General features: G+C 45.1%; 22 protein-coding genes. 11 read left to right on the top strand and 11 right to left on the bottom strand.

The genetic code is table 11. The annotated features are described in order from the left end of the window. The first annotated feature begins 314 nt into the window (after positions 1-314). The 3 genes from Ami103574_RS15100 to Ami103574_RS15090 are packed head-to-tail and all read left to right on the top strand — an operon-like array spanning position 315 to position 4,440. Positions 315-1,190, top strand: a complete 876-nt coding sequence (locus Ami103574_RS15100; RefSeq protein WP_163067781.1) for a dimethylarginine dimethylaminohydrolase family protein — start codon at positions 315-317, stop codon at positions 1,188-1,190. Between the two features lie 60 nt (positions 1,191-1,250). Further along, positions 1,251-2,921 carry a M20/M25/M40 family metallo-hydrolase gene (locus Ami103574_RS15095; RefSeq protein WP_163067780.1) on the top strand — a complete coding sequence of 557 codons (1,671 nt, stop codon included), beginning with the start codon at positions 1,251-1,253 and terminating at the stop codon, positions 2,919-2,921. A 40-nt stretch (positions 2,922-2,961) separates the two neighbouring features. Continuing rightward, positions 2,962-4,440, top strand: coding sequence for an amino acid permease (locus Ami103574_RS15090; RefSeq protein WP_163067779.1), 1,479 nt, complete (start codon positions 2,962-2,964; stop codon positions 4,438-4,440). A 162-nt stretch (positions 4,441-4,602) separates the two neighbouring features. Here Ami103574_RS15090 and Ami103574_RS15085 read toward each other — a convergent pair whose 3' ends face one another. From Ami103574_RS15085 to Ami103574_RS15075, 3 genes are all read right to left on the bottom strand, one after another. Continuing rightward, positions 4,603-5,598 carry a sodium:calcium antiporter gene (locus tag Ami103574_RS15085; RefSeq protein WP_163067778.1) on the bottom strand — a complete coding sequence of 332 codons (996 nt, stop codon included), beginning with the start codon at positions 5,596-5,598 and terminating at the stop codon, positions 4,603-4,605. 314 nt (positions 5,599-5,912) lie between these two features. Further along, on the bottom strand, positions 5,913-6,329 hold the full coding sequence (locus Ami103574_RS15080) for a YjdF family protein (RefSeq protein ID WP_163067777.1): 417 nt from the start codon (positions 6,327-6,329) through the stop codon (positions 5,913-5,915). 1 nt (position 6,330) lies between these two features. After that, entirely contained in the window at positions 6,331-6,858 is a 528-nt protein-coding gene (locus tag Ami103574_RS15075) for a PadR family transcriptional regulator (RefSeq protein ID WP_163067776.1), read from the bottom strand. Between the two features lie 222 nt (positions 6,859-7,080). Between Ami103574_RS15075 and Ami103574_RS15070 the strand changes: the two genes are divergently transcribed. Beyond that, entirely contained in the window at positions 7,081-7,305 is a 225-nt protein-coding gene (locus tag Ami103574_RS15070; protein WP_163067775.1) for a hypothetical protein, read from the top strand. Positions 7,306-7,490: 185 nt separating this feature from the next. On the opposite strand, the gene Ami103574_RS15065 is transcribed toward Ami103574_RS15070, so the two are convergent. Further along, on the bottom strand, positions 7,491-8,207 hold the full coding sequence (locus Ami103574_RS15065) for a B3/B4 domain-containing protein (protein WP_163067774.1): 717 nt from the start codon (positions 8,205-8,207) through the stop codon (positions 7,491-7,493). Between the two features lie 91 nt (positions 8,208-8,298). Beyond that, positions 8,299-9,249: a DMT family transporter gene (locus tag Ami103574_RS15060; protein ID WP_163067773.1), complete on the bottom strand. Its 951-nt coding sequence runs from the start codon at positions 9,247-9,249 to the stop codon at positions 8,299-8,301. Between the two features lie 251 nt (positions 9,250-9,500). On the opposite strand from Ami103574_RS15060, the gene Ami103574_RS15055 reads away from it, so the two are divergent. Continuing rightward, positions 9,501-11,588, top strand: a complete 2,088-nt coding sequence (locus tag Ami103574_RS15055; protein ID WP_163067772.1) for a sigma-54 interaction domain-containing protein — start codon at positions 9,501-9,503, stop codon at positions 11,586-11,588. A 51-nt stretch (positions 11,589-11,639) separates the two neighbouring features. Here Ami103574_RS15055 and Ami103574_RS15050 read toward each other — a convergent pair whose 3' ends face one another. Both Ami103574_RS15050 and Ami103574_RS15045 read right to left on the bottom strand, forming a co-directional pair. Then, positions 11,640-12,434 (bottom strand): YibE/F family protein, encoded by a 795-nt coding sequence (locus Ami103574_RS15050; RefSeq protein WP_163067771.1) that lies wholly within the window; start codon positions 12,432-12,434, stop codon positions 11,640-11,642. Beyond that, positions 12,431-13,576, bottom strand: coding sequence for a YibE/F family protein (locus tag Ami103574_RS15045; RefSeq protein ID WP_163067770.1), 1,146 nt, complete (start codon positions 13,574-13,576; stop codon positions 12,431-12,433). Before Ami103574_RS15045 ends, Ami103574_RS15050 begins: the two co-directional genes overlap by 4 nt. Positions 13,577-13,888: 312 nt before the next feature. Here Ami103574_RS15045 and Ami103574_RS15040 point away from each other — a divergent pair, with 312 nt between their 5' ends. Together Ami103574_RS15040 and Ami103574_RS15035 are read left to right on the top strand one after the other, a co-directional pair. Further along, on the top strand, positions 13,889-15,226 hold the full coding sequence (locus Ami103574_RS15040) for an FAD-dependent oxidoreductase (protein ID WP_163067769.1): 1,338 nt from the start codon (positions 13,889-13,891) through the stop codon (positions 15,224-15,226). Between the two features lie 206 nt (positions 15,227-15,432). Next, positions 15,433-15,582, top strand: coding sequence for a hypothetical protein (locus Ami103574_RS15035; RefSeq protein ID WP_163067768.1), 150 nt, complete (start codon positions 15,433-15,435; stop codon positions 15,580-15,582). Between the two features lie 112 nt (positions 15,583-15,694). Here Ami103574_RS15035 and Ami103574_RS15030 read toward each other — a convergent pair whose 3' ends face one another. The 3 genes from Ami103574_RS15030 to Ami103574_RS15020 are packed head-to-tail and all read right to left on the bottom strand — an operon-like array spanning position 15,695 to position 19,792. Next, positions 15,695-17,542 carry an ABC transporter ATP-binding protein gene (locus tag Ami103574_RS15030; RefSeq protein ID WP_163067767.1) on the bottom strand — a complete coding sequence of 616 codons (1,848 nt, stop codon included), beginning with the start codon at positions 17,540-17,542 and terminating at the stop codon, positions 15,695-15,697. Further along, positions 17,532-19,313, bottom strand: coding sequence for an ABC transporter ATP-binding protein (locus tag Ami103574_RS15025; RefSeq protein WP_163067766.1), 1,782 nt, complete (start codon positions 19,311-19,313; stop codon positions 17,532-17,534). Before Ami103574_RS15025 ends, Ami103574_RS15030 begins: the two co-directional genes overlap by 11 nt. Then, complete coding sequence (locus tag Ami103574_RS15020) at positions 19,310-19,792, bottom strand: MarR family winged helix-turn-helix transcriptional regulator (RefSeq protein WP_163067765.1); 483 nt, start codon at positions 19,790-19,792, stop codon at positions 19,310-19,312. Before Ami103574_RS15020 ends, Ami103574_RS15025 begins: the two co-directional genes overlap by 4 nt. A 204-nt stretch (positions 19,793-19,996) precedes the next feature. Here Ami103574_RS15020 and Ami103574_RS15015 point away from each other — a divergent pair, with 204 nt between their 5' ends. From Ami103574_RS15015 to argH, 4 genes are all read left to right on the top strand, one after another. Further along, a complete protein-coding gene (locus Ami103574_RS15015; protein WP_330587119.1) occupies positions 19,997-21,634 on the top strand; it encodes a putative manganese-dependent inorganic diphosphatase in 1,638 nt (545 codons plus the stop codon). Between the two features lie 27 nt (positions 21,635-21,661). Then, positions 21,662-23,122: a beta-Ala-His dipeptidase gene (gene pepD, locus Ami103574_RS15010; protein WP_163067763.1), complete on the top strand. Its 1,461-nt coding sequence runs from the start codon at positions 21,662-21,664 to the stop codon at positions 23,120-23,122. A 104-nt stretch (positions 23,123-23,226) separates the two neighbouring features. Beyond that, entirely contained in the window at positions 23,227-23,499 is a 273-nt protein-coding gene (locus Ami103574_RS15005) for a hypothetical protein (protein WP_163067762.1), read from the top strand. 389 nt (positions 23,500-23,888) lie between these two features. Continuing rightward, positions 23,889-25,295: an argininosuccinate lyase gene (argH, locus tag Ami103574_RS15000; RefSeq protein ID WP_163067761.1), complete on the top strand. Its 1,407-nt coding sequence runs from the start codon at positions 23,889-23,891 to the stop codon at positions 25,293-25,295. A 477-nt stretch (positions 25,296-25,772) separates the two neighbouring features. On the opposite strand, the gene kal is transcribed toward argH, so the two are convergent. Next, positions 25,773-26,162, bottom strand: a complete 390-nt coding sequence (gene kal, locus Ami103574_RS14995; RefSeq protein WP_163067760.1) for a 3-aminobutyryl-CoA ammonia lyase — start codon at positions 26,160-26,162, stop codon at positions 25,773-25,775. Positions 26,163-26,170: the final 8 nt, after the last annotated feature.

Here is a 26,170-nt window from a genome sequence, read left to right as displayed (position 1 = left end):
CGGACTACACGTAGATTAAGAAAAGAGTGAATGGAAGTAGCAAGGTAAAAAATTTTGCGAAAAAAGTGCAAAAAATTTTACCTTGTTATTATTTTTTTGCGAAAAAAGGTACAGTGAAAATTAAAAAAGAAATAAATAATAAATAAAAAAATAAAATAAATATGCAATAAAGCTTGCAATATGAAGGAGAAGTGTTGTATATTTATTCAAAATGTCAATTAACTATAAAGTTGGCACAATATTTGCTCTTTTCTAAAAACAAAAAAGTAAAGCGCTGTTATTTTGTTACTGTGTATGCAAGGAGGTAAAGAAATATGAAATATGGTTGTCAGTCCATGGTGGAAGAGATTCAGGCAATTTTAATCAAGCGGCCACAGGAGGCGTTTATCAGTCAGGAGCATCTGGATGAGAATTGGAAAAACTTTAAATATTTTGGTTGTCCCGATTATGCAACCGTGCTGAAAGAATATGAAGTCTTTGAGCAGATTATTCGCAAGCATGTAAAGGAGGTTTATACCCTGCCTGCTGATGAGAGAACTGGACTGGATTCCATTTATGCTCACGACCCGCTGAAAATAACGAAAAAAGGGGCCATCTACTTTCCTATGGGCAAAGAGCTGAGAAGCAAGGAATATCTTGCTACAAAGGCATATTTAGAGAGCATTGGCATTCCAACCTTAGGGGAGATACAAGCTCCTGGCAAAATGGAGGGCGGGGATGTTCTCTGGATTGATGAAAAGACGGTGGCCATCGGACGAGGTTACCGGACGAATGATGAAGGTATTCGTCAGTTTAAGGAACTGACCAAGGATGTGGTGGAGGAATACATAATCATACCTATGCCTCACGGAGATGGCGTAGATGCCTGTCTGCACCTGATGAGCATCATCAGTTTTGTGGACCGCGATAAGGCGGTGGTCTACTCCAAGTACATGCCGGTGTTCTTCCGAGAGTACTTAATTGACAAAGGGATTACTTTAATCGAGGCCGATGATGAGGAATACGATTACTTGGGAACGAATCTGCTGGCCTTGAAGCCGGGCCAGGTGGTCTTCATCAAAGGCTGTCCAAAGGTTCAGAAGCAATTAGAGGACTTGGGGGTAGAGGTGCTGACCTATGAAGGAAAGGAACTTTCTTATCGGGGTACTGGCGGACCGACTTGTCTGACCGCTCCTTTGTACAGAATTTAACGTAGAAAGTCATCTAAACAGAGGGTGAGAAAGAACGGCAGAAAGGAAGGTTAAACAATTATGGATGAGAAGAAAGAAAGGCTGGAGGAAATCGGGCAGGACATCCGAAAAATTCTGCTGTCCTATATTAAGGCGGAAAGCTTTACTTTCAGCAGCGGGGAAAAGGCGGCAGAGGATTTCCTCATGAAGCACTTTTCCGACATCCCTTATTTTAAGCAACACCCGGAGTATTTTGGCACCTATGCTATTCCGGAAGATCCTTTTGAGCGAGCGGTTTCTTATGGGTTGGTCAAGGGAGAAGGGCCAGATACGGTAGTGTTTATTCACCACAATGATGTAGTAGAAATAGGGGATTATAAACTGCTGAAGCCTTATGCCTTTTCGCCAGAGCCCTTAAAAGAAGAGCTGCTGAAAATAAAGGATTCTCTGCCAGAGGAAGCACAGCTTGACCTATTGTCTGGGGACTACCTGTTTGGCCGAGGGGTTTGCGACATGAAAGGGGGCGGAGCGATACAACTGGCGCTTTTGGAGCGGTACAGCCGGGTTCGGGGGCTGAAAGGCAACATCCTGCTATTGGCCGTGCCAGATGAGGAGAACTTGTCCGCAGGGATGCGGGCCGCTGTCAGCCTGCTAAAAGAGCTGAAGCAGCAATATGGGTTGAATTACCGGATGATGATAAATTCGGAGCCTCACCAGCGGAAGGAAGCGGATAAAGGAATCTTTTCCGAAGGCTCGGTAGGAAAGCTCATGCCTTTTATTTATGCGCGAGGATATTTGTCCCACATCGGCAAGGTCTTTGAAGGACTTAATCCACTGAATGTCATGAGTGAAATCTTACGGCGGACAGAGTTGAATCTGGCCTTCAGCGATGTGGAAGGCCGTGAAATGGCACCGCCGCCTACCTGGCTGTATTTGAAGGATAATAAAAAGCAGTATGATGTATCCATGCCCTTGTCGGTGTCTGGCTGCTTCAGCATTTTAACTTTAAATCGCACGCCCCAGGGAGTCATGGAGCAGGTAGAGGAAATCTGCCGCCAATCCTTTGAGACGGTGCTGGCGGAAATGCAGAAAAGATATCAGCAGTTTGCTCAAGTGAAACAGTTGCCGGAAGAAAAGCTGCCCTGGACGGTGCAGGTAACAGATTTTACCAAGTTGTATGAAGAAGCCTGTGATAACTATGGAGAGGCTTTCACCGGACCTTATGGGGAAAAACTCCAGGAGATTAAGAAGCGATTTAATCAAGGGCTGTGCAGTATCATCGAGTGCAATTTTGAATTGGTAGAATTTATATATCAATATATCGATGATATTTCCCCACGGATTGTGTATGGCTTAGTGCCGCCTTATTACCCCAATGTTTCCAATCGGTATTATACGGGGCTGGCGCCGGATATTGCCGACTTATCCGGTCAGCTTTGCCATTATACGGAGGCCCACTTCGGGCAGACGTATGAAGTGGAGGATTTTTATACAGGCATATCGGATCTCAGTTATACCAGCATACGGGAGGGGAAAGAGACGGTTCGAGCTTTAAATACATACATGCCATTGTTTGGCTCGTTCTATGCCATTCCTATCGAAGAGCTGGAGGAGGTATCCATGCCTTGCATTAACATCGGCCCGTGGGGGAAGGATTTTCATAAACTGACGGAGCGGGTGTATGAGGAGGATCTGTACCACCGTACCCCAGATATTATTGATGAAGCAGTGAGCTTGCTGCTGAACTGGTAAGATTTAAAGAGGTGAGAGATATAAGATAAGGAGAAGATGTATGGAGAATAAAACTAAAGAATTGCCAGCCGGAAGCGGGCTGGAACGAAAATTAAAGCCAAGGCAGATGAATATGATTGCTATCGGCGGAGCGATTGGAACCGGGTTGTTTGTAGCCACCGGTTCCTCCATCAGTTCGGCAGGCTCTGGCGGCACGATGGTGGCCTATTTAATCATTGGTATCGCCGTATATTTTATGATGACGGCGTTGGGGGAGATGGCGACGTATCTGCCGGTAGCCGGTGCGTTCGAATTGTATTCCAAGAAATATGTGGATCCGGCTTTCGGGTTTGCCATGGGATGGAATTATTGGTATTGCAGCACAATGACAATTGCGACGGAGTTAGTTGCTTCCGCCATCGTCATGAAGTTTTGGTTTCCGGATAGCTCGTCGGCTATGTGGAGTTCCATTTTTATCTTGCTGCTGTTAGGTTTAAATTTATTTTCTGTCAGCATATTCGGTGAATCGGAGTTCTGGTTTGCCGGCATCAAAGTGGTCACCATTATTATCTTTTTAGTAGTGGGCGTGCTGATGATATTGGGTGTTTTTTCTAATGATAGCCCGGGCTTTTCCAACTGGACAGTGGGAGAAGCACCTTTTGTAGGCGGAGCTTTCGGGGTTTTCAGCATTTTGATGGTAGCGGGGTTTTCCTTTGTCGGCGTAGAGGCTACCGCCATTGCCGCGGGAGAATGCGTTAATCCAGCTAAAACGGTGCCAAAAGCCATTAACAGCGTGTTCTGGCGGATTTTAATTTTTTATATTGGAGCCATTTTCATAGTGGCTACGCTGATTCCATATACGGATTCAAATCTGCTCGGTGCAGATGTAGATAATGTGGCGGTAAGCCCTTTTACCATGGTCTTTGAGCGGAGCGGGATTGCTATGGCCGCATCCTTGATGAATGCAGTTATCCTGACCTCGATTTTATCTTGCGGAAACTCAACATTGTATTCTGCCAGTCGTCTGCTGTACTCCATGGCCTTATCCAACCATGCACCGAAAGTATTTGCAGTTACTAGCCGAAAAGGCGTTCCAATTTATGCAGTGCTAGGCACCCTGGTGATTGCCTGCCTTTGCTTTCTTACCTCTTTTGCGGGGGACAGTCAGGTGTACACCTGGTTGTATAATGCTACCGGGCTGACTGGATTTATGACGTGGTTTGGGGTTTGTATCTGCCATCTGCGGTTCCGCCGGGGCTTCGCCAAGCAAGGAAAGGACTTGTCTGTACTGAAATATAGGACGAAATGGTATCCATATGGAACCATCCTTTCCCTGATTATATCCGGGGCCGTAATCTTAGGCCAGGGATATTACGCCTTTTCTGCTTCTGGAGTAGATTGGTATGGCATCCTGGTGGCTTACATTGGTTTGCCAATTATGATTGCGTTGTATATCGTGCGTAAAATTGTAAAGAAGACTAAGATTGTACCGTTGGAAGAGATGGACTTATCGAGAAAAGAAATCGAAGGAAGCTTATAGAAAATCTCTGCCATAAAGATCACGGTGTGGTAAGAACTCCTTAGGGAAACGATACAGGAGCACCGCTTGTATACTAGAATAAATTGTACAAAAAAACCACGCATTTATGCGTGGTTTTTAGTGTGTCAAAGAAAGGGGCACCTTTATCAAAGTTTTCCGATCTTAACCAAATAAGTAGAAGATGAAAATCAGGTAAAGCAACCCGCTGAGCATCAGCACGATGGCATTGACCGTCTTAAAAATTTTCATCCAAAGCAGATGGAAAGCGGCAGAAGTCAAGGCTAAGATTGCAGACAACATGGTAGCGCCTTCCAGGTGCCAAGGAGTAAATAACATTCCGAAAACCACCGGGAAGCAGCTCTGGAAAATCATCGCCCCTGTAATATTACCTAGCGCTAAGGTATCTTTTCTGCGTCCCGTCCAGATAACTGAATTCAGTTTTTCCGGCAGCTCTGTCGCAATTGGGGTAATAATCATGGACAGCACCAGCGGAGTAATACCCAGAACTGTGGACAGGCCTTCTACATAGCCTACAAACAGGTGCGCTCCCCAGACGATTGCTATCAGGGCTAGAACCAGCTGAACGATAATCCAGAACATGTTGGTCCGAGTCCGGCAGATGCGGCATACGTAGAGGGGATCTAAGTCGCACAGCTGCTGACTTTCTTCACAGAAGGTATTTTTTAAGTATAAGAAATAAGACAGCATCAGAATGATAGCAATAACTGCCTTAACCATGAGATGGGTGTAAATTTGGCTGGTCAGGATGGCAATACCGTAAATGATGATGAAATATTTTAAGTCTCGGGAGATGACATTGACATCTGCGGTCATTCGCAGACTTCGCTTGCCCAGCAGCGTGTAAATACAGACTGCCGCACCAACGACGAACAGTGCTAAAGACCCCAGCATAAAAGGGGCTCCGGCGATGGCGCCTACACCGATATCCTCTGCGCCATCACTTGTATAAAATACGATAGCGATAATAGGGATGACGGTCTCCGGAAGGGCTGTACCGATGGCAGCCAACACACTGCCCACAACGCCTTCACCTAGGTTCAGCCTTTTGCCAAACCATTCGATGGCGTTGGTAAACACAAAGCAGGCAACTAGAATTAGGGCCAGGCTCAAAATAAGCATTACTACATTGATGATCATATAATTTCTCCTTTAAGTTTAAATGATTCAGTGACCAAAAAAGACTTTCAACACGACTTTAATTCTAAGTCATGTTAAAAGTCTCATTACCATAAAAAACGGCTACAAAGCCAGGCAGACTGCTCTGTCAGGATGTTGACTTTGTATATCAATTACTCCCTCTTAACTGCATTTATGATACAATAATTCCAAAAACTTGTCAACCCTGTATGGAACAAGAAAATTATAGATAACGGAAAAAAAGCAGCATAAAAATATGCTGCTGTGATAACCGTGAAGTGGCCCGCTGGTCTGGGTATCCTGTTATGTGAAGCTTAGCGCCCTTTATGCTTTGCTTTCCTTTTTTCTTGTCGCAACTCATATTTTCTTTCCTTTTCGGTTTCTTTTTCCTCCTGACTTTTGTCCTTTCGCTGTAACTTTCCCTGCTCATGTTGGAGTTGCAAAGCCTGCTGGGCTTTGGTGCTGACATTGCGCTCTTGGAGCTGGCTGCTAATTTTCCGCTGCAAGCGCTTTGGATTGACGTGCCGCTGATCAGCTTTATGGACATGAACAGAGGGGCTGAATTTTAGACTATGCCAATTACAGCGTAGAAACTCATAAACTTCATAATTCTTTGGTTCTGGCCCAAAGGTAATTTTACAAACTTCATAACGGCAGCTTTCGGTGCGTTCATAGAGACCAATCCAAAACGGATCTTCAAATAAAATGGTTAAGCTACTAGTGATAGCCATGCTATTTCGCCCCTTTGAATTGACTGTGAAAGTGGTCTAGCCATTGGGACAGGCAGTGATAGAGCCGCCGCTGCTGCTCGAAGATGGTCTTTGCAACCAAGGGAATATCCGTATAGTCTGCTTCATAGCTTTGAACTTTCTCCGTGGAAAGACAAATATTTTTTTGCAACTTTTCAATCAATACAAGCGCTTCATTCTTTTCCATTTTATTTAAATTAGCAATAACTACGTTAAAATCGAAAAGAAAGGATATTTGTTGTTCGGCGTAAGTATTCATGAGCTGGTCAAAGTACTCTTTGCCTTCCTTGGTAATAGTATACAGGACTTTTTCTGCAAGTTTGTTCCCTTTAATAGATTGGCTTTGCAGATATCCTTTTTCTTTTAGTTGCAGAACCTTTTTGTAAATAGACGGCACGCTGATTTTGGTCCATCTGGATAAGTGATGGTATTCAACATCTTTTTGAAGATCATAGGCACTCTGCGGTTTTTCTAGCAGCATGCCTAATATTACTAAATCAATGGATGACATAAAACCCTCCTATATATTACTATAATTTATAGTAATATATTTTATAGTATAAATCAAGAGGCTGATTTAATTTTTTAAGAATTTTTATATCTTTTCTAAAAATATAAAGATTTTTCTGAATATTACATGTAAAATATTGACAGGATAAGTAAAAAGGAATATGATATAAAAATAGTATGAAATGTAAAATAATTCAATAAAAAGGACAAAGGGGGTCCACAAATGAAAGAAAGCAATGCATGTTTCTTTGACAGGAGTTTCGATAATGGATGCGGTAGAGAGGAACGATATCAATTTAGTTTAGCTGCTGGCTGGGGGAAAAGCGAAGCGCTTCCTTTTGAGGATTTGTTGAGTCTGGGTGGTGGACAGCACTATGAATGGCGGGGAAATGGCAGGGGCCTGCCGGGACAACAGCTTTGTGCTGTCAGCTATGGCAGCTTACGGTAAGTAGGGCTATAAAAGCCCTATTTCAAAAGCATAAAAAGCAAGACACGCGAAAAACTTCCCAGCAAGGGGACGGGTGTTTAAATCTCAGGAGCTTTCTAAGGTTTAAACTGAATGCTATAGCCGGGAAGTCCTTCGCTAAATGTATTTTTATCTAAGGAAATTATTTTAGTTTCAATAAAGGTTCATTACAGGGTCATTTCTCGATTAGACTGGTTCAAGTGAACCACCTCGGTGGTGCCCCCTAGATATTTTGTGGTCAGTTCAGCCAGCTTGATGGCAGCAGCCTTCAAATCATCGCTCTTGCCCGGATCAACGGATTCGATGATGAGGAAGGCATTGACCGTGTTTTTCGTCAGCATAGTCCGCTGTCCGTCACGCCAATTCCAGCAGCGGCATACCGCACCTTCGTCGTCCTTGTAGAGGATTTCTCCGGGCAGGGCGTTATCATGTGCCTCATCGCCTAAAGCCAGAAAGAGCTCGCCGCCTTCTGCTTGAGTGAGGAGCAAATCGCCCTTAAAGGTGTCCATGTCTTCGCCGCCACAAGGGAGTCCGTAAGTCAAGGAGACTGCGTTGTAAATGTCTACCAAGGGATTAATCGTAGATACGCCAGAGCCTTTTTCAATACGTTTTAGCAGGGCTTCGATGGAGCAGCGGACGCCTTTTTTTGTTTTAAACTGTTGATAAGCCTTTCGCCAGACGGAAATTACCTTGTTCTCGCTGAACGTGCCGGCAGTTAAGAACTTGTTGGCCTCTTGGTTGCTTTGTTTCAGCAGCTGATTGATTTCCGGCCGAACTTCGGCCACATATTCTTCCGTATTGTTAATCCCTTTTGCTAGGATGACGGAAATCTCGGCTTGGGGGAATAATGCCCAAAAATCATCGGTAATCATAAACTTTGTCATAGCGTATCTCCTTTTCTTTCTTTTCCTTTATATTATCTATAAAATCAGCAGTTAAATGATTATCTGCCTTTTCTCGTTTTGGATAAGGGGACTATCCCTGTTTTAACATTGTCGCTTCTTTAATCAGCCCTTCTCCTTTGACAGGAAGTTGTGCGAGGATGATGGCTACAAACATTATAATACATCCAACTCCTTCTCGCATGGAAATCTGTTCCTGGAGCAAAATAATTCCTGCAATAACTGCAAATACCGATTCCAAGCTGAGGAGCAAGGATGTAACTGTAGGCTCGGTGTATTTTTGTGCCACTACCTGTAGGGTGTAGGCGAGGCCGCAAGACATGACGCCAGCGTAGATAAGCGGAAGCCAGCAGCGCAACACATCGGACCAGTAGACTGTCTCAAACAAGAACATGCAGGGCAGGGAAATCAGGCCGCAGACCAGAAACTGCACACAGGATAGCTTAACCCCATTGGTCTTAGGGGAATAATAGTCGATGGCCAGAATATGCAAGGAGAAGCCCAAGGCACAGATCAGCACAAGGAAATCTCCTTTACCCATGGAAAAGCCTTCCTGAATACAGAGCAGGTACAGCCCTCCTATGGCCAGAGCCACGCAAGCCCATAGTACAGGGCGAACCTTCTGTTTGAGAAATATGCCTAAAATAGGCACGATGACAATATATAGGGATGTAATAAATCCTGCCTTTCCGGCGGTGGTGTAGACCATACCCAACTGCTGCAGGGAGCTGGAGACGAAAAAAATCAACCCGCAAGCTAGGCCCCCTGTTATCAGCGTTCTTTTTTCTGATTTGCGCTCTGCTTCAGTAGGCTGCAAGGCTCCAGTCTTTATTGCTTCTCGTTTTTGCTGTCGGTCCATAATCAGGATGACAGGCAGCAGGACCAGGGCCCCCAAGAGACACCGAAGCCCGTTTAAGGTAAAAGGGCCAATATATTCCATTCCTGCCCGTTGGGCTACAAAGGCTGTGCCCCATATGAGTGCTGTTAAAATCAACATTAATTCACTGCGTTTTTTCTTTTGCATAATAGTAGTACCTCCATTTCCTCGTGAATTATTCTCTATATTATCCGCAAGTGTCGTGCCAACATGGAGCAAATTCAAAAATACCTTGTAATGTGTTGAAATTTAGCGGATGATTAGATGCATCAAACAAATATAAATAAACACTTGGTGAATTAATATCGATTCAATAGTGTTTAAAACTGTGTAAAACCGATTCAAACCCGTGGACAAGAACAGCGGAGGCACGTATAATAAAGAGAGGAGGAAGAGCTATGGAGACGACGAAAGACATCTTTGGACTCAGCAGAGTCATAGAACCGAAGACTGCCGTTCCGGTGACGGCGTGGAGGGTGGACAATCATAGAGACATATCATCGACAGAATGCCGGATTACCCTAGAGCGAATTCACCTGGAACGAGACTGTTTCCAACAACTCTGCAGCGAATGCAGCTTTGACGAAGAAAAGATTATCGCAAAAATACTGGAGCTGATCAGCCGCAGAGGAAAGCTGCATAACCCCTTTACCAACACGGCAGGGCAATTTTACGGGATTATCGAAGAGATGGGCAGCGGATTTGCCAGACATTCCGGCTACAAGATTGGACAGCCGGTATTTTGTCTGACCACGATGACCGCTCATCCGGTTTTCATTCAGAAGATACACAAGATTGACTACAATTACGGGGAATTGACCGTGACCGGTTACGCAATTGCCTTTCAGGGGTCCCCAATGACAACCATACCGGAAAGTTTGCAGTTGAATTACACCATGGCTACTTTTGATGAGGCGGCCAGTTTGTATAGCATCTATACCATAGCCAAAAAAGGGAAGCGGTATCTGATTGTCGGAAAAGACTTGGTTTCCAGTATCACCTACGTTTCGGCCATCCGTCAGGCGGTGGGCACGGACGGCTACATGACCGTCATTTTGGATGAGGCTGGTGTCGGAACACTGACTCCTCAGCAGGTAAAACAAGAACTGAGTCGGTGGACGAATACTGCTTACATCCTAAATGTAGATCAACCGGTTCAATGTGCAGACGAGGTTTTAGAAAAAGAAGAGCAGCCTTACGATGTGACCATCAATTGTGAAGACGTGATGGGCTCTGAGGTGCTAAGCGTGCTCTTAACCCGAAACAAGGGGCAGCTGTATTTTACTAGCATTAAAAACAGCTACACCCAATCCATCCTTATCGCTGAGAGCATGAGCAAGGAACTGGACACCTATCTACTGGGCCAGTTCATTTTGGGGTATGAAAATTATACCTTGTCGTTATTGCTTTCCATATCAAAGGATCTGGATCGAATCAATCAGCTGTATGATACTCAGGCCATTTCCTTTCGCCAAGCCGCCAAGCAAGCCCACGCCGCTGATTTGGAGAAGAGCGGCCGGATTGGCGATTTCGTATTTAGCAGCCCAGAGACCAAAGCCCTGGTGGACGAAGCCTTAAATATTGCCCAGTACGATTGCAACATTATCCTTCAAGGAGAGACTGGTGTGGGCAAGGAGAAGATTCTAGATTTAATTCATAAAAACAGTATTCGTAAGAATAAGCCTTGCATTAAGATTAACTGTGCCACGATTCAGGAGAATCTGGCGGAAAGTGAGTTTTTTGGCTATGAGGCGGGTGCCTTTACCGGAGCTCAGGCACACGGTAAAAAGGGCTATTTTGAACTGGCTAACGGAGGTATTCTTTTCTTAGATGAGGTAGGCACCCTGTCCTTAAACTTGCAGTCCAAGCTGCTGCGGGTTTTACAGGAAAGCCAGTTCTATAAAGTGGGAGGAACTACTTCGGTTCATATCAACGTGCGGGTTATCTGTGCCAATAACATCCCTTTAAGACAGCTAGTGGAGCAGGGAGCGTTTCGAGAAGACCTGTATTATCGGCTGAACATCTGTACCATCACCGTGCCGCCGCTGAGGGAACGGAGAGAGGACATCGCTGCTTTGTCGATATCTTTTCTAAAAAGTTATTGCCAGCAATACAACCTTGATCGGGAATTGGATGTTACAGCGCTGGCAGCATTGACAGGATATAGTTGGCCGGGGAATGTGCGAGAGCTGGAAAACTTTATTCACCGGGCGGTAATCAGCGTTCGGGAGCACGTAATCACTGGAGAAGATATTCAAGAAGTCTTGCATGAAAACTTGTATGCTGATTTGGTGATAGACTTGAAGCGAAGCGTTAAATATTCAGCATCTTTGAATTTTGAGAAGATTGTTGAGCAGCAAGAGCGGCAGCTAATCGAATATGCTTTGAAAAAGTTTGGTACTACCAGGAAAGCGGCGGAGTTCTTGCAGATTTCTCAGCCGAAGCTCATGCGTAAAAAACAGAAATACGGCATTGAAACGCCATAGGATGAGAGACAACAGAAGCAATATTAAAATCCTGACTTTTCTTTTTTTAATTCAATCAAAGAATAATTCCTCATCCAGCAGATATTTTTCAAAGCGGTTCAGGTTCTTTAAGATGTAAGAAATGGTGACCGCAGTGAGTGGGATGACCAGGATACAGGCCGTGCAGCTAAAAATAAGGATAACAAACTCCTGGCAAAAAGCCTTTGAGTTGATTACTTCCAGGATTGTATAGTGGTAATTCTTAAATAGGATAAACAGCGTTAGGGATTCACCTAAGCATGCAAAATATAGTGTATTCATGGTTGCCCCCAGGACATCGCTACCGATATGAAGCCCGGATTGGAACAGCTTGGCTAAGCATAGATCTCTGTTATTGATATAGACCTCGTAAACGGCAGAAGCTACCGCGACGGATGCATCCAGAGCTGCACCAATTAAGCCTGTAATAATCACGGAAACAGCTATTTGGTTCATATTCATGTTAATATAAGGGGACAACATGGCGATTTCATCCTCGTTTCGCATGATTTCATTGATTCCTCCGAGATGAGATACCTGTCCAATATAGTAGGCTATTAGAAACAGAACAGAAAGGATAAAAAGAACAGCCGCGAAAGAGGCCATCGTTTTAGCAGTCCATCCATTCTGATAAAACAACGTGATATAGCAAATGATTAGGCAACTGGGAAAGGTCACCAGGACCGGATTCCAGCCATGGGACATAAGCAGAATCAAAACACAAAGAATGGCAAGGTTAAAACCAAGGGACTTCAAGGTGATGAGGCCCCGTTCTTTACCAATCCAATATAATAGCAAAAGAAAAACAATGGTTAACAGCTGAATCATGCAAGTTTCCTCCGTCTTTTAAAGATAGCGATAGAAATAAATACGGAGATGGGAATGGCCAGGAGTACGCCGATGCTTCCGATGATGAATCCGTAAAGTTCCATTGGGATTTGCAATCGTATAATGGTACTTAATTTAATGCCATTTTTTAATTTTAAGACAATGATGGGAATGATGCTGCAGACATATGTAAAGAGCATGATATTAATCATGGTTCCCATAATATCAAAGCCCACTTCCCGTCCAGACTGAATTAATTCTTTTAAAGCAATATTCTCATTTATCGTTAGTAATTCGTTCATGGCGGAAGCTTCGGTAATCGCTACATCCATGATTGCACCTAAGCCTCCAAGCAGAATTTGAGACATAAACAGCTCTGACTGATAATTTTGTCCTGCAATATATTCCATGTACGTATAGTCCACACCGCCTGTCAGCTTTACAAAAATCAGATAGAGACTGATTGTAATTCCTAAGGAGAGCAATGTGGATAATATCGCAGCAAGGGTTTTCTTTTTAAAGCCACTTATAAAAAGCAGGGAAGCAAAGGTAAAGAACATAACCAGCAAAATGCTTATTCTCAATATATTGTACCCTTTGTAATTGAAGTCTAAAGCAATCAAGAGCACCGCTATATTTGCTACCAGAGACAGGAGGGAGAAAAATGCCTTTTTTCTGGTTACCATAACGAGCAGAAAAATAAAAAAAGCTAGCACAACAGACATATATTTATCTCTTTTTAAGCCCAAGATTAATCCAGAAAGCTCTTCCTGATTTCCTTGATGGAGCTTAATAAAGACCTCGTTGCCAGGGCTATATTCCTCACTTAGCACATTAGAAGAAGCATATTGGTTTTTTAAACGTATCTCTTGACCCTGGTGTTTTCCGTTCATGATAATTCCATTTATTTTCTGAATATAATGCTTTTCTTTTGTGTTATCTCCATTAAATTGATTAACTGGGAGGTTTTGCACTTTTTCAATTTTAACAATAGTGGTATCGTACCAATTATAATTATGAAACACTGTAATGACGCCTAAAATTAAAACAATCATGATGATGAGAAATAATATAATATCTTGTATCTTTATGGCTCTAACCCGTTGAACTAGCGTATTGGCCATATTGTTTTTAGTCTGCATAACTTTGAGCCCTTCTGCTTCTTCTCTTATAGAAATGGATGAAATAGTTTATCAGCAATCTGTATCCTTATGAAAAAGAGGGGGAACCGCTTTTTCATATAGAAATTATAACATGTACATGCAATAATGCCACTAAAAATCCCTTTCCTTCATACGCTTACAGGAAAAGAGTGGCTAAATTGCTTTATGTAGGTCAACTGATAAAGGACGGATACGTCCAAGAAAAGAGGTATTTTTAGCAAACATAACCGCCCGTTGGAGGGAATATCTTAATATGTGGATAGTTAAATCCCATTCAGAGGAGGTTTTTTCATGTATAAGGTTGTAGTGATCGGCGGCGGCTGGTCGGGCTGCGCAGCGGCTTTGGCTGCCCGGAAGGCGGGCGCTTCGGTGGTGCTGGTGGAAAAAACAGATTTGCTTTTAGGTTTGGGCAATGTAGGCGGCATCATGCGCAATAACGGGCGATACACGGCTGCGGAGGAAAACATCGCCTTGGGTGCATCGGAGTTGTTTTCCATAACAGACAACTGCTCTCGCCATCGGAATATCGACTTTCCCGGGCACAAGCATGCCAGTCTATACGATGTGATGAAAGTGGAGCCCCAGGTACGGCGGCTGCTCCAAGAGATGGGCGTGGAGATTCGCTTGGTGGCGCGAGTAATCGATGTGGTTACAGAGGAACTTAATCATACGTCAGAAGGACCGCATAAGCGCATAAAAGGGTTGATTGTGACCAATGGAGCAGGCCTGGGACAGCGAAGTACAGACCTGGAGACCATAGAGGGGGATGTTTTTATTGAGTGTACAGGATCTACGGGACCTATGGGAAATTGCCTTGCTTACGGTAATGGATGCTGTATGTGTATCCTCCGATGCCCTGCTTTTGGCCCTCGAGTCAGCATTTCGCAAAAAGCAGGAGTAATGGACATTATGGGCATGCGGAAAGATGGTGCCTGGGGCGCTTTCAGCGGATCCGGAAAGTTAGAGAAGGGTTCCTTGTCAGAGGAGATTCAGCAAGAACTGAATGAAACCGGTGTGGTGGTTATTCCGCTGGCAGAAAAGGATGTGGCCAAGGAGAAGCTAAACTTAAAGGTATGTCAACAATACGCCCTCACCGAATATGCGGAAAATATCGTGTTGTTGGATACGGGTTACGCGAAGATTATGACACCATTCTTTCCTTTGGAGAAGCTGCGCCAAGTGCCGGGGTTGGAAAATGCCCGTTATGCGGATCCGTATGCAGGAGGAAAGGGTAATTCCATCCGTTATTTGTCGGTGACGGAACGAGATGATACCATGAAGGTTCGACGCATTGAAAATCTGCTGTGCGGCGGAGAAAAGTCGGGCTTATTTGTGGGCCACACAGAGGCTATTTCCACAGGCAGTCTGGCTGGATACAACAGTGCCCGCTTCTTAAAGGGTTTAAAACCGATGGAAATGCCTCGACAGCTGGCTGTAGGAGATTTGATTGCCTATGCGAATGAGCGCCTGGAAACCCGAGAAGGGCTTATGAACCGATACACCTTTGCAGGAGCTGAATTTTTCCAGCGTATGCAAGAGCAGCAACTATACAGTATTGATTCGGAGGAAATCAGCCGACGAGTGGACCGGGTTGGACTGAGAGGGATATACCAGGAGAAAATTATATAACATATTAAAAAAACAGATAAAAGAGGGACTGAGGCGGCAGTTCCTCTTTTGTTTTTAGGTAAGAACTTAAACGGAATAAAAATTTTTTCGCCTGCATTCAGCAGGGACAGGCAGATTAAAAAAGTCAAGCCTTTATTTAAGAAAATATCCGTGTATAGTGGTATATGGAACATGTGTTATGGGATAAAAGAATGGAGGAAATGAACATGATAAAGTGTACACATTGTATGAGATACTTCTTGGAGAATCTGGCTGTTTCTTTGGAGAAGGGTTATATAAGATGTCCGTACTGTGGGGAATTAATCGCCGTTCATGGAAAATTATTGAAGAATGCGGAGCAAGAGAAACTGGCATAAATTTTACTATAAATGAAGAAGCAATATACAAGAATGGAAGAGAGACCTAACATGCTGACCGGGGAAGGGAGCAGGTTAGGTCTCTTTGTTTCCACTTTAATAGGCAAAAATATTAATTTGTGCTATTGCTTGGGGCGGTAAACTGGCTGTTGTACAAGTCTGCATAGAAGGTGTCTCCGCTGAGCAGCTCATCATGGGTGCCTTTTTCGATAATGTTTCCGTCCTTCATGACCAGAATCAAATCTGCTGACTTGATGGTGGACAGGCGGTGAGCAATAACAAAACTCGTTTTTCCTTTCATGACATAGGACATGGCTTTTTGAATCTCTGTTTCCGTTCTGGTATCCACGCTGGAGGTGGCTTCGTCCAGAATCATCAGCGCAGGGTCTGCCAGGATGGCCCGGGCTATGGTCAAAAGCTGCATTTGGCCCTGGGATATACTGCTGTCCTCACTGGAGAGGATGGTATCATATCCATGTTCCAGCGTGCGGATAAAATGGTCACAGCGAGCAGCTTTTGCCGCTTGGACGATTTCCTTTTGAGTGGCGTCCATTCTGCCGTAGGCGATATTTTGGGCAATGGTACCTTTAAACAGCCAGGTATCTTGAAGGACGATACCAATCAGCTTTCGCAGTTCTTTTTTTGGCAGACTGTGGATGTCTACTCCATCGATACAGATTTTCCCGCCATTTAACTCGTAAAACCGCATGAGCAGATTGACCAAGGTGGTCTTGCCTGCTCCTGTAGGGCCGACGATCGCTACCATCTCATTGGCATTGACCGAGAAACTAATATCCTTCATCAATAGGGAGTCTGGGTGGTAGCCGAAGCGGACATGCTGAAACTCCACCGTACCCTTTGGAGCGGTCACCGGCTCAAAGTCAGTGGTATCTGGGTTCTCCTCCTTCTCGTCGAGAAATTCAAAAACGCGTTCTGCTGAAGCCAGTCCCGTCTGCAGGGAATTGATGAAATAAGAGGATTGAGTGATGGGCTCGGAAATCTGATTGACGTACTGCAAAAATGCCTGCACGGTGCCAATGGTCAGCGTACCTCGAACCACGAAGATGCCGCCGACGATAGCCGTCATCACGAAGCCGGTTTGAGTTAAGAAACGGATGATCGGATAGATGGCGTACAGCAGAAATTGGGCTTTTTTGCTGACTTGGTACTGCCGTTGACTGATTTCTTCCACAATTCGCGCGGCTTCCTCTTGCTGGTTGAAACTCTTGAGGATTAAATTTCCAGAATAGAATTCTTCAATTTTGCCGTTGAGCTCTCCTAGTACTGTCTGATTCTCCGAAGCTACCTGAAAATTTTTACCGGCAATCCAGCTGGCGGCCCAAAGGCTGGCAGCCATGGACAGCAGGATAAGAATTGTCAGCAAGGGGTGAAGAAGAAGCATGAGGCCGACGCTGAGGGTAATGGTGACCACTGCGTTGATAAATTGAGAAGCGCCCGTGGTCAACACCTCAGCTACCCGATCCAGGTCGTTGGTGACACGGCTCAATAATTCACCGGTCTGTTTGGAATCGTAATAGCCTAGAGGCAGTTTGTTAATCTTTTCACTCATCTGTTTCCTTATGGACAGTACTAGAGTTTCCCCTACGCTGGCCATGGTGTATTCCTGGATAAAAGAAAACAGGGAACTAAGGGAATAAGCTGCCAGCAAAATCAGTAATGGCGGGCCTAAGATGGACCCTAGGGCTTCTACGTTTCCCGTGATGCCTTGGAGGCGAATGTGATTTACCAGCCGGTCAATGGCAACACCCATGATCAACGGGGTCGCAGAATAAAGAGCAATGCCGGTCAGCACAGATGTCAACAGAATAATCAGGGATTTTTTCTGAGCAGCCAGCAGGCCCAGCAGCCGTTTCAGTGTGGGCAGGGTGTGTTTAGGGACTTCCGCCAGATCGTAATCAGTAGGGGTGTTTATATCTAGTTGCTTGTCGTTATTTTCCATGGCGGTCTGCCTCCTTTCCCGTAATCTGTGAATCGGCAATCTCTCGGTATATGCGGCAGGTTGCCATAAGTTCTTGGTGCGTGCCCATTCCGGCGATTTTTCCAGCATCTAATACGATAATTTGATCGGCGTCCATAATGGTGCTGATCCGCTGGGCAATAATGATTAGTGCCGCATCTCGCATCTGCGCCTTCAGTGCTTTTCGCAGGGCGGCATCGGTTTTAAAATCTAGAGCAGAAAAGCTGTCATCAAAAATATAGATAGGAGCTTTTTTAACTAAGGCTCGGGCGATGCACAGCCGCTGCTTCTGGCCACCGGAGAAGTTGGTGCCTCCCTGAGCCACATGGCTGTGGTAACCGTCTTCCAGACTTTCAATAAAGGTGTCCGCTTGGGCAATGCGGGCGGCTTGACGCAGGTCGTCTTCGCTGGCATCAGGTGCCCCCATCCGCAGGTTGTGAGCGATGGTTCCACCAAAGAGAACAGATTTCTGAGGGACGTAACCCATGTGCTCCCGAAGCCGGTGTTGAGTCATGTGCCGGATATCTTGTCCGTCTAAGAGGATGTGACCTTGTTGAATATCATATAGCCGAAGCATAAGGCCTGCTACGGTGCTTTTGCCGGAGCCAGTGCCGCCGATAATAGCCGTGGTCTTTCCTGGTTGACAGCTGAAATTCAGGTCATTTAAAACAGGCTCTTCTGCACCGCGGTAGGCGAAGGTCACATGGCGGAACTGGAGACCGGTCAGGGATTTGCTATCCGCTTGAACAGACCGTGCCGTCGATTCTTCACCTGTGGTTCCTGCCGTTTCAGCTTTTTCGTCCGTGATTTCCGGCACGGTATCTAACACTTCTGCCACCCGCCTCAAGCAGGCCGTCATTCGTGGGAGCATGACCAGCACCATAGCTGTCATAATAAAATAAGTCAACATAAGGATGACATATTCGGTGACGGCTAATATACTGCCAATCTGAATTTTGCCTAGAAGGACCAAATGACCGCCGAACCACGCAACCGCAACCATAACGAGGCCCATAATCATCCAAACCAGCGGATTGAAGTAGGCAAAGATTTTATTCAGCCGGATTACATTGTCCGCATAAGCTGAAAACGCTGTATCCATTCGTTCTTTTTCATATTCTGTGTTGTCAAAAGCGCGAATAACCCGAATGCCTGTCAAGGCCTCCCGAACAACGCGGTTAACGGAGTCTACTCGCCCCTGAATGGTGAAAGAAATGGCAGCCGATTTTTTTAAGAGGATAAAGACTACCACCAAAAACACTGCTAAAGCGGTCAGGGGAATGTATATCAGAGAGGGGTGAATAATAGCGGTCATGACGATGGCGGCTACGGCAATCAGCGGTGTGGGTAAAATCATCTGAGCAGCCATAATAATGGTCTGCTGAATGACCGTGATATCCCCAGTGGTTCGGGTAATCATCGAGGCTGTGCCAAAGCCGTTGAATTCCTTTAGGGTAAGCAGTTGAGCCTGATTGAAAAGCTTCTCTCGCAGATATCGGCCGGTAGAGGCGGACAATTCGGCACTAAAATAGCTGCTTATCAGGGAAATCAAAGCGGCAGCACAGGCAGCAACCAGCATTTGAAAGCCCAAGGTAATGATGGTGGAAACGCTTTGCTGGGCAATGCCCACATCGATAATTTCTGCTACAAAATAGGGAACCAGCAGGGTTCCAAAGGCTTCCGCCAGGCAAGTGAAAAAAATCAAAGCCAAGATGCCTTTTCTAGTTTTAAAATATTTCAGTAAATATTTCATGGAAGATCTCCTTGTTTGTTCAATGTGCTAAGGGCTTGCGTCAGCTGGGTTAAAAAGGCCTGCTCCCCTTGGAGCATGGCGGTTCGTTCTTCCGGTCTCATGTTCGTCAGGGCCGTCTCTTCCAGATAACGCATATCAGAGAGGATGACATCTGCATACTGCTGACCGGCCTCGGTCAGATGCACATTCTTATTGCGTTTATCCTGAACATTTTTTTCCTTAAATATATATCCTTTTTTTTCAAAGGAATCCAGAATCGTATTAACTGTCTGTTTCGGATAAAACAGCTTGTCGCAGATAAAATGCTGCGTGCATTCCTTGGGATGCTGATAAATCATGGTTAAGATAAAAAGGGAACTGCTGGTCAGCCCGTGAAGCTTGGCAAACTGCTCATAAACCGCATCTACACCAAAGTATACGTCGTAATAAGATTCTAACATTTCCCGAATATCTGTTGAATCCTCTGGACAGTCTTTCATATTCTACCTCCTCAATAAACGATAGTCCGATTTCGGACTTATTTAGTCTATCCCCTCTTTGGAAATTTGTCAAGAAAAAATCAAAGACTTGCAGTTTATTTTCAATCAGTATAAGATAAATAAAATAAGTATGTATTCAGAAGAAAAAAATCGGCGGCATAGCCGGACGAAAACATAGAGGAAAGATTAATGGAGGAACTACAGTTGAACAAACCAGTTTACGTGATTGGACATAAAAATCCGGACACGGATTCCATCTGTTCGGCCATGGCTTATGCAGCCTTGAAGAATAAAATTTCAGACAGGCCCTATGAAGCTCGGCGGGCTGGACAGGTTAACAACGAAACAAAATATGTGCTGGAATATTTCCAGATGGATACGCCGGAATTAATTGATGATGTCGGCACCCAGATTCGAGATGTGGCCATCAAGAAGATTGAGGGTATACCTAGTGGAATTTCCCTGAAAAAAGCTTGGAATATGATGAAAGATACCTCCAATTCTACCTTGCCGGTAACCTTGGAGGGCAAGCTGGAGGGGATTATTTCCGTCAACGATATTGCCACAGCCAACATGGACATCTACGAGACAGGAATTTTAGCGTTATCGAAGACTCCATACCGGAATATTCTTGATACCTTAGAAGGAACCATGGTGGTAGGTGATGAAGAAGGCATGGTGGAAAGCGGCAAAATTCTTATCGGAGCGGCCAACCCAGATCTGATGGAAGATTATATCGAAAAAGGGGATATCCTTATTACAGGAAATCGTTTTGAATCTCATCTTTGTGCTATCGAAATGAATGCTGGGTGCATTGTGGTCTGCATGGATGCGCCAGTATCTAAGACCATTAAAAAGTTAGCCAGCCAAAGCGGCTGCCGGATTATCAGCACGCCTTATGAGACTTATGTGGCCGCTCGGCTCATCAGTCAGAGCACACCCATCCGCTACTTTATGCGGAAAGAAAAAATCGTCAGTTTTGAGGAAGATGATTACATCAGCGATATGCGGGAAACTCTTACCAAAATTCGATACCGGGATTTTCCGGTTGTAGATAAGTTTGGAAACTACTGCGGCATGCTTTCCAGGCGCTCTCTGATTAATATGAATCGCAAACAGCTTATTCTAGTGGATCACAACGAAAAATCTCAGGCAGTAGATGGTATTGACGAAGCAGAAATTCTGGAGATTATCGACCACCACCGAATCGGTAATTTAGAGACCTTGGCTCCTGTATACTTCCGAAACCAGCCTTTAGGCTGCACAGCTACAATTGTCTATCAGATGTATCTGGAACTGGGGGTAGAAATTGATCCTAAAATGGCCGGGTTGTTATGTTCTGCTATTTTATCGGATACCCTGATGTTCCGTTCGCCAACTTGCATGGAGCCGGACAAAGGGGCAGCGGAAAAGCTGGCGGAGATTGCGGGCGTTGACATACAAGATCACGCGGAGAAGATGTTCCGGGCAGGCAGTTCGCTTCAAGATAAATCTACGGAAGAAATTTTTTACCAGGACTATAAGAAATTTGTCAGCAATAATATTAAGTTTGGCGCTGGTCAGATTACTTCGCTAGACGGTCAGGAGCTGGCGGCCTTAAAGCCGAAGCTGTTGCCTTTTATGGAAAACGCTTGCAAGACTTCCAGTGCCGATATGCTATTTTTCATGCTTACCGATGTGATACAGGAATCCACAGAGCTGTTGTTTGTGGGAGAAAATGCTAAAGCTGTGGTGGAGCGGGCCTTTGGCGCAGAGGCAGAGGAAGCTTCTCTGACGATGAAAAATATTGTCTCCAGAAAGAAGCAGGTTATCCCGCAGCTGATTACGGCTATGCAGGAATGAGTATAGAAAGAAGGGAAAAGGGCGGCAATGGAACAAGTCTTGAAAGGGCTGGAACCGGAAGGGGTTCTGACTCACTTTGAACGAATATCTCAGATTCCCCGAGGAAGCGGAAACGAAAAGGCTGTCAGTGATTACATATACGGCTGGGCCAGAGAAAAAGGGTTGGAAGCTTATCAGGATAGTGCACTGAATGTAATCATTAAAAAACCAGCTGCTCCGGGTTACGAACAGTCCGAGACGGTCATGCTCCAGGCCCATATGGACATGGTCTGCGAAAAGAACAGCGACAGCGGACACGATTTTTTAAAGGACCCGATTTTACTGAAACTAGAAGGAGATTTAATTGCTTCAGCAGGAGGAACCACCTTAGGAGCCGACAATGGTATCGGGGTTGCTTACTGCATGGCGGTTTTGGAAGCTGCCGAGTTACAGCATCCGCCTTTGGAGATTCTGTTGACAACCGAGGAAGAGTCTACCTTTAAAGGGGCTAATACGGTTACCGCTGATTTATTTCAGGCCAATAAGCTGATTAACTTGGATCAGGCGGAGGAGGATCAAATTTTAGCGGGCAGTTGTGGCGGATCTGGGGTAAAAGGGACTTTGCCGCTGGAATGGGAGATAACGCCGAAAGGTTTTTCTGCGTTCCGCTTGGGAGTCAGCGGTCTGCTGGGCGGCCATTCTGGTGAGGATATTCATCGCGGTCACGGCACGGCTATCGGCTTGTTGGTGCGGGCGTTGTATGCCCTTAAGGGATTGTTTGATATTCGTCTAGCGGAAATGAGTGGTGGGAGTTATAGACTGGCCATTTCCCGAGAGGCAGAGGCCATTCTGCTGGTACCAGAACTCATGGGTCAGCAGGTGAACGCCACGGTAAAGCAGTTGGAGGAGACCTTTCAGACGGAATATCAGGGTGTATGCCAACAGCTAGTGCTGGAATGGACAGAGCTGGAGAACTCGAATGCAGAGGTTTTGACTGATACCAGCTTGGACAAGCTGATTCAGTTTTTATATTTATTTCCGGATGGTATCGAGAATATGAACGGGGTTATGACGGGACTAGTGGAAAGCTCTATTAACCTGGGCGTTATTCGCTTGGGGAAGGCTGGGCTGGACGTAGAAGCGGAGCTGCGGGCAACCTTTGAATCCACCGGCCAGCACATTAAAAATCAGGTAGTGCTTTTAGGGCAGGTATTTGGCGCAGAGATTTCTTTCTTTGCAGGTTATCCTTCCTGGCCTTTTCATCTCCATTCTCCGCTGCGGGAGAAGACCATGGAAGTATTCCAACAACAGTTTGGCAGAGAGATGAAGCCGGTGGTTATTCATGCAGGCATTGAATGTGGTTGCCTGTTGAAGACCATGCCTCATTTAGATGCTATCGCCATCGGACCTAACTGCTGGGGATTTCATTCTCCGGCAGAGCGAATGAGCCTTTCATCGGTAAAACGCATGTGGGAGTTGTTAGTGCAGTTGCTGGCAGAGCTTAAGTAAGGGGTACTTCCTTCCGATATATTAGTATGAGGAATATGAAGAAGGAGTTCAGGCTTCCTGTCTTTTCCTATTCCTTATATTTCGTGTAGACGGGAGTGTGTGTTATGTATTTTAATATAGGAAGCCATCTATTTCTTCCGGAGGGAGACGACTACAGCAAGACCGAGTTTGATCAGCAGGCGGAGGAGCTTCTTTCAGAAGGCAACAACCTATTGAATCGACTGCGGCTGGAGCAGTGCGCTGAAGCACAGCTGTTGGCGGCCATGCAGCAGCAGGCGGAACTCCCTAAGCCGGTTTCTAAAAAGTCACCTCAAAAGGACAGCGAGGAGAAGAAAACGTATAAGGAAATGATGGAAGAACTAGCCGCCAAGCGATAAAACGGGGAGATAAGGACTTCCTTTGGTCTATAGATGAAGGACCTCTGGACTTTGGCAGCAGTCTTTGCTGCCATGATTTATATAGAAAAAATGTTAAAAAACACGTCTTAGACGTGTTTTTTAACATTCTGTCCTGTGCTTTAACAGGGATACGTACTTTGCATAGCAGACAAAGGCAGAAATCCCACTTTGAAATATAAGTTAGTGGATATTAAAAATACAAAAATTTGTAAATAAGTCCACTGAAAAAGGGCAATTAATAACATAAGGAAAAAAGAAGAATAAAATTTGTTAAAATACACAAAAATGTAGAAATTATTTGTTGGATATGTTAAAATCAGAAAATGAAGAAAAGAGCAGTCATGCAGAAAGTGTAAGGGAGAAGGTTTATGGCAAATTTATGGAGCGGTCGGTTTGAGAAAAGCATGGATGAAATCGTAGAGAAGTTCAATGCTTCTATCGGCGTGGATAAAAGGCTGTATGCCTGTGATATACAGGGAAGTATTGCCCATGTGACGATGCTGGCCAAGCAGGGCATCGTGGCAGAAGTCGAAAAGGATCAAATCATCGCCGGGCTTCAGCGAATCAAAGAGCAGATTGATGCCGGAGAATTTCAGTTTTACGTGAAGCAGGAGGACATCCACATGGCGGTGGAGGGCGCTCTGATTCAGGAACTGGGGGACACGGGAAAACGGCTGCACACCGCTAGGAGCAGGAATGACCAGGTGGCGGTAGATACTCGGCTGTATATGAAGGAACAGATTGGGGAGGTCCTTGGCCGTTTACTGTATATGGAGCAGGTTCTGTTGGAAAAAGCGGCGAAGTATGCCGACAGTATTATGATTGGGTTTACTCACGTGCAGCATGCTCAGCCGGTAACGGTAGGGTTCCACCTGATGGCCTATTTCCAGATGTTCAAGCGGGACATTCAAAGGTTGGAAGACACCTATGAGAGGATGGACTACTGCCCATTAGGCGCTTGTGCGCTGGCAGGGACCACCTTGCCGACAGATCGTCATTTTACTGCTGAATTGCTGGGCTTTAAAGGCCCTACGGAAAATGCCATGGACAGCGTCAGCGATCGAGACTACGTAATCGAGTTTCTCAGCAATGCGGCGATTTCGATGATGCACATCAGCCGTTTTGCTGAAGAATTTGTCTGGTGGAATTCACAGGAGTTTAGTTATATTGCTATTGATGATAGCTTTTGTACAGGAAGCAGCATCATGCCTCAGAAGAAAAATCCGGATATGGCGGAGCTTCTGAGAGGAAAGGTAGGTCGGGTATACGGCCATTTGGTACAGATGCTGACGGTGATGAAGGGGACGCCGCTGGCTTACAATAAGGATTTCCAGGAGGATAAGGAAGGCTTGTTCGATGCCTTGGACACATGGAAAGACTCGTTGCAAATTTTTGCGAAGATGTTAGAAAAAACGGAATTCCGCTTAGACCAGATCGCCAAGCATTTGCACAAGGGCTTTTTAAATGCTACAGACATTGCTGAGCACTTTGTAAAACAGGGAATGCCTTTCCGGGAGGCCCATGAGGTGGTCGGCAAGATGGTTAAGTTCTGCGAACAGCAAGATAAGGACTTTGCTGATCTGACCGAAAATGATTTGAAACAGATTGATGAATGGCTGGCTGGGGACAAGCTGCCAGATTTGAGCATCAAGGGTTGTGTAGAGGCCCGGGTGTCTTTCGGGGGCACGGCTCCGTCGGAAGTGTTGCGGCAGATTCAGGTTGGCCGTCGCTGGCTGGAAGAAACAGCGGAAAGAGGTCAAGAGACGATGGAGTAAAGAGCGCTAGACTGGCAGGCTGCGGTCTTGTGACCTGCCAGTTACAGCAGAGCCGCTGACTCTCGGAGGAACAAAAGTGGGAGCAGAGGACTTGTAGATGATATCTTTTTATGAAATATAGGAAGTATTAGGACTTGATCCTTTAGGCCTATAGCATAAAAAGGATGATGAGAAGGATGTCCTAGCAATAATAAAATTAGACAGAAAAGAACGGATGAACTTCAAAAACGACGCAAAAAAACCTCTGGAGGAACAGAGGTTTTTTTGCATAAAATAAAAAAGATGATGAAGGATCGTCCGAAAGATTCGGACATATATGTTAAGCTCATATGCGATGAGGAAATCGCATAATTCACATAACCAAAGTTTGCGATGGACCGGCTATGCCGCAGAAAACTGCCGCAGCATGTCCCGGTCACAAGATTTATTTTATTATATGTGTGAATTGATGTATCTTATTAAAAGATATGTGGTCGATTACTTTCTCTTGGATTCCTTCGGTGTTACGCAGACACCCTTTGCTCTAGCCACAACAATTGGCTCTTCCAGGGAATCAGCAGCAGATGGGCTGATGTCCGGTCTAGCTGCAACAACCTTTTTTGCTTCAAAGGCCATTGTTCTGGAAGTGTTACCCATTTTAGTAATTTCTCCATAAACTTCAATATAGTCTCCGGCATAAGTAGGAGCCAGGAATTCTACTTCGTCATATCGTAAAAAAAGACCTTCATCTCCATCTGCCTTAATCAGTAATTCTGTAGCCAGGTCTCCGAACAGGTGAACCATGTGAGCTCCGTCTACCAGGCTTCCACCGTAGTGAGCATCCTTATGTGACATTCTTAATCGTAATGTTGCTGAAATCTTTTCCATTATACCAT

Origin of the sequence: Aminipila butyrica, from assembly GCF_010669305.1 — a bacterium.
Taxonomy (GTDB): Bacteria; Bacillota; Clostridia; order Peptostreptococcales; family Anaerovoracaceae; genus Aminipila; species Aminipila butyrica.
Note: the sequence above shows the minus strand (reverse complement) of the source record. Positions and strands in the feature narration are given on the sequence as shown.

What these genes read in the sequence shown, in the direction of transcription:
- Ami103574_RS15045 (WP_163067770.1), bottom strand. Translation starts at nt 13,576, where the DNA reads ATGCAGACTAAAAACAATATGGCCAATACGCTAGTTCAACGGGTTAGA.
- Ami103574_RS15100 (WP_163067781.1), top strand. Translation starts at nt 315, where the DNA reads ATGAAATATGGTTGTCAGTCCATGGTGGAAGAGATTCAGGCAATTTTA.
- Ami103574_RS15085 (WP_163067778.1), bottom strand. Translation starts at nt 5,598, where the DNA reads ATGATCATCAATGTAGTAATGCTTATTTTGAGCCTGGCCCTAATTCTA.
- Ami103574_RS15050 (WP_163067771.1), bottom strand. Translation starts at nt 12,434, where the DNA reads ATGATTCAGCTGTTAACCATTGTTTTTCTTTTGCTATTATATTGGATT.
- Ami103574_RS15095 (WP_163067780.1), top strand. Translation starts at nt 1,251, where the DNA reads ATGGATGAGAAGAAAGAAAGGCTGGAGGAAATCGGGCAGGACATCCGA.
- Ami103574_RS15075 (WP_163067776.1), bottom strand. Translation starts at nt 6,858, where the DNA reads ATGTCATCCATTGATTTAGTAATATTAGGCATGCTGCTAGAAAAACCG.
- Ami103574_RS15025 (WP_163067766.1), bottom strand. Translation starts at nt 19,313, where the DNA reads ATGAAATATTTACTGAAATATTTTAAAACTAGAAAAGGCATCTTGGCT.
- Ami103574_RS15040 (WP_163067769.1), top strand. Translation starts at nt 13,889, where the DNA reads ATGTATAAGGTTGTAGTGATCGGCGGCGGCTGGTCGGGCTGCGCAGCG.
- Ami103574_RS15035 (WP_163067768.1), top strand. Translation starts at nt 15,433, where the DNA reads ATGATAAAGTGTACACATTGTATGAGATACTTCTTGGAGAATCTGGCT.
- Ami103574_RS15020 (WP_163067765.1), bottom strand. Translation starts at nt 19,792, where the DNA reads ATGAAAGACTGTCCAGAGGATTCAACAGATATTCGGGAAATGTTAGAA.
- Ami103574_RS15060 (WP_163067773.1), bottom strand. Translation starts at nt 9,249, where the DNA reads ATGCAAAAGAAAAAACGCAGTGAATTAATGTTGATTTTAACAGCACTC.
- Ami103574_RS15080 (WP_163067777.1), bottom strand. Translation starts at nt 6,329, where the DNA reads ATGGCTATCACTAGTAGCTTAACCATTTTATTTGAAGATCCGTTTTGG.
- Ami103574_RS15065 (WP_163067774.1), bottom strand. Translation starts at nt 8,207, where the DNA reads ATGACAAAGTTTATGATTACCGATGATTTTTGGGCATTATTCCCCCAA.
- Ami103574_RS15090 (WP_163067779.1), top strand. Translation starts at nt 2,962, where the DNA reads ATGGAGAATAAAACTAAAGAATTGCCAGCCGGAAGCGGGCTGGAACGA.
- kal (WP_163067760.1), bottom strand. Translation starts at nt 26,162, where the DNA reads ATGGAAAAGATTTCAGCAACATTACGATTAAGAATGTCACATAAGGAT.
- Ami103574_RS15055 (WP_163067772.1), top strand. Translation starts at nt 9,501, where the DNA reads ATGGAGACGACGAAAGACATCTTTGGACTCAGCAGAGTCATAGAACCG.
- pepD (WP_163067763.1), top strand. Translation starts at nt 21,662, where the DNA reads ATGGAACAAGTCTTGAAAGGGCTGGAACCGGAAGGGGTTCTGACTCAC.
- Ami103574_RS15030 (WP_163067767.1), bottom strand. Translation starts at nt 17,542, where the DNA reads ATGGAAAATAACGACAAGCAACTAGATATAAACACCCCTACTGATTAC.
- argH (WP_163067761.1), top strand. Translation starts at nt 23,889, where the DNA reads ATGGCAAATTTATGGAGCGGTCGGTTTGAGAAAAGCATGGATGAAATC.
- Ami103574_RS15005 (WP_163067762.1), top strand. Translation starts at nt 23,227, where the DNA reads ATGTATTTTAATATAGGAAGCCATCTATTTCTTCCGGAGGGAGACGAC.
- Ami103574_RS15070 (WP_163067775.1), top strand. Translation starts at nt 7,081, where the DNA reads ATGAAAGAAAGCAATGCATGTTTCTTTGACAGGAGTTTCGATAATGGA.